At 57.3% G+C, this 2,789-nt stretch carries 4 protein-coding genes; 3 read left to right on the top strand and 1 reads right to left on the bottom strand.

From position 1 onward, the window contains the following. The first annotated feature begins 143 nt into the window (after positions 1 to 143). The 3 genes from AB9K37_RS00745 (at position 144) to AB9K37_RS00735 (ending at position 2,489) form a co-directional block, all read left to right on the top strand. Complete coding sequence (locus tag AB9K37_RS00745; RefSeq protein ID WP_369835118.1) at positions 144 to 1,019, top strand: ATP-binding protein; 876 nt, start codon at positions 144 to 146, stop codon at positions 1,017 to 1,019. Between the two features lie 132 nt (positions 1,020 to 1,151). After that, the gene (locus AB9K37_RS00740; protein WP_369835119.1) at positions 1,152 to 1,754 is read left to right on the top strand and encodes a pentapeptide repeat-containing protein; all 603 of its coding nucleotides are present in this window, start codon (positions 1,152 to 1,154) and stop codon (positions 1,752 to 1,754) included. Continuing rightward, entirely contained in the window at positions 1,755 to 2,489 is a 735-nt protein-coding gene (locus AB9K37_RS00735) for a pentapeptide repeat-containing protein (RefSeq protein ID WP_369835117.1), read from the top strand. It begins immediately after the preceding gene. Positions 2,490 to 2,560: 71 nt separating this feature from the next. On the opposite strand, the gene AB9K37_RS00730 is transcribed toward AB9K37_RS00735, so the two are convergent. Then, on the bottom strand, positions 2,561 to 2,789 hold a 229-nt coding region (locus tag AB9K37_RS00730), incomplete at its 5' end, for a hypothetical protein (RefSeq protein ID WP_369835116.1).

The raw sequence follows: 2,789 nt of genomic DNA, 5'->3' as shown, positions 1-2,789 counted from the left end.
AAACAGCGGCTTCGCGGTCTGATCCGTCCAGATCCAGCAGTCTGCGCGACCGCAGGTGCCGCTTGCGGCAGAAAATCCTTGTCTAGCGCTCGGATACAGGCGATCTTCACCTCAAACGACACGCCACTTGGGGAATGCAGGCTTTGACGACTTCCGAGGTCAATCGGTTGCCGGTGAGCCGGTTGATCGTTTGGGCGATGCAGACCGGCCCAACGTTGCCGCAGATCTCGGAACCCACGCCCATGGGGCGCAAAGAGCATATCGACCTCATTCTCATGGGCGGATATCCCGAAATCCGCACAATGCCGCTCCGGTCGCGGCAACGGCAGTATCGCGACTACATAGATGCGGTAGTGGATCGCGACGTAGCTGATGTCATGCCGGTTCGGAAGCCCGATGCCCTTCGGTTTCTGATCGATCAAATGGCGGCGCGGACCGCGCAAGAGATCAACACATCCGAGCTGGCAAAACTGGCAAAGCTCAAACGCGAGACAGTTGATCAGTACCTCGATATTTTCATGCGGCTTTCGATGGTGACCAAGCTGAGCGCGTGGATGCCGGGAGAGAGCAAACGGGACATCAAACAACCGAAGTTCCACTTCGTGGATACTGGAATTGCAAGCGCACTTCGCCGTCTGAATGACAGGTCGTTTGACGTAGGGAACAGACCCGAAGCACTGGGTGGTCTGTTGGAGAGCTTCGTTGTCGGCGAACTCCAACGTGCTCTGCCGATGCAGGACGAGGACTATCGGCTCTATCATTGGCGAAGCGCGGACCGGCGAGAAATCGACATTCTGATCGATGGAGGTCTCCGGCTTGTCGCGATCGAGGTCAAGTCAGCGACCACAGTTGCAGCCGACGATTTCAAGCACCTGAAGTGGTTTGCAAATGATGGACCTGGAAAGGGACGCCATACCGTCGGCCTGGTGTTTTACCTTGGGCAGGAAAAGCTGACCATGGGGGAGGGTAACTTCGCTCTGCCGCTAAGTGCGCTCTGGACGGCGGTGGACTTGAACTAGATAGGCTTGGGCATTGAAACAACAGGATCAAAGTGGGAAATAGGGGACATGATATCTGAAGATAATATTCTGCTTGACTGCAAGCCAACGCGTGCCGAGATCGAGCACCTCATCAGCCCGAGTCGCTCCGTGATGCTGCGCAACTGTGATCTCTCCGGCTTGGACTTGTCGCACCTTGATCTGTCCGGATGGCTATTCGAGCGGTGCGGCCTTACCGGCGCCGATTTCACTGGCGCTCGCCTGGAAGAATCCCGTTTCAAAGGTGCCCGTGCCACGGGCGCGTGCTTCCTGGGGGCCGAGCTTCTCGGGGCGACGATTGACGGGGGTGACTTCAGCAACACCAATTTTCGTGGCGCTACGCTGTCATCCACTGAGCTCCTGCACTGCAAGATGACCGGCACAGACATGACAGAAGCGCGCGTCCTCGATGTGACCTTTGAGGACGTCTTGTTGGTTCTGGCCTTTCTGCCTCGGCTTTCGTTTCGAAAGGCTGTGCTGAAACAAGTCGATTTCAGCGAGGCTGATCTGCGATTCTGCGATTTTCGCAACGCAGTATTCGAGGATTGCTCGTTGCGGGGGGCCTATCTTCAGGAATGCCGTTTCGAGGGCGCAGACCTGCGTGGTGCGGATATTGGCGGCGTCAAGATAACCGATGCCAAACGGTACAAAGGGGCAATCATATCGAAACAGCAAGCGGCGCACCTGCTCGGCCAGCTAGGACTGCAGGTCTTCTGAATGATCCACATGAGTCTGGAAGAGGCCGCATCCCACCGTAAGGTAAGAGGGCAGATATTCCGTGACGACGGGTTGGACGAGTTTTCGATCATCGAAACCGAGTTCTTGGACTGCGAGTTCGTGAACTGCCTCTTCGAGGGTGGCAGGATCGGGATGTCGGCTTTTCATAGTTGCCGTTTTACCGATTGTTCATTTCGTGACGCCAGACTGTTGTCCTGCCAGTTCAACGATGCCGGTGGAAAGCACAAATGCGTATGGTTGCGTTGCGATCTTTCGGACGCGACGTTGATCGAATGCGACCTTTCCGGGAACTTACTGAGCTCCTGCAGGGCATTTATGCTGCGGCTGGAAAACTGCGATGCAAGCGGCGCGCTGATGGAAATTGAGGTGCATCGGCAGGTCAGCGCCCGGCAGATCATGGGCGGGTTGTCATGCCATCGCACGAAACTGATCGAAGCAGACCTGCATGAGCTGGATCTGGAGGGAAGCACTTTTGACTGTTGCGATCTGCGCGAAGCGGATCTGAGCAGGTGCGGTTTAACATCGGTGAATTTCGTGGGATCAAACCTCAACGGTGCCCGCCTTAGGGGAGCAATCCTGACTGACGCGAACATCGCGCACGCCGACATCGACGATCTGGCCCTTGCCGAAGCAGCATCTTTGGAGAGGCTGGTTATCAGCCCAAATCAGCGCGACGCAGTGCTGGCCCAATTTGGCATTAAGGTGGTGCCTTAAACTCAAATGGTGGGGAAAGGGATCCAAACCGACCCTCGCGGCATCCGGCTCCGATGTCCTGCTGCGTGGTGCTACCCACGAATGCCGAGCGTGCCCGTAGCCCGGTCGAGTGCCACCGGTTGGGTACGGCTCGCCACCGAGACTGCGACGTCGCGGATAGTGGCGAAGCTCTCTGCGGCCCGCTCTCTGGCGAGGATCAACCCGCCGACGAGTGCGCCGATGGTGAGTGCGTCGATCATGAACCTGGTTCCCATCTTCCTGCCCTCCTGTTCCCGATAGGCCGTGTCGGGGCAATGCCCC

Source organism: Donghicola sp. XS_ASV15 (genome assembly GCF_041224595.1).
GTDB lineage: Bacteria > Pseudomonadota > Alphaproteobacteria > Rhodobacterales > Rhodobacteraceae > Donghicola.
This window is presented reverse-complemented; position numbering and strand designations above follow the sequence as displayed.

Excerpts from the sequence above, each read along its gene's own strand:
- AB9K37_RS00735 (WP_369835117.1), top strand. The coding sequence starts at position 1,755 with ATGATCCACATGAGTCTGGAAGAGGCCGCATCCCACCGTAAGGTAAGA.
- AB9K37_RS00740 (WP_369835119.1), top strand. The coding sequence starts at position 1,152 with ATGCTGCGCAACTGTGATCTCTCCGGCTTGGACTTGTCGCACCTTGAT.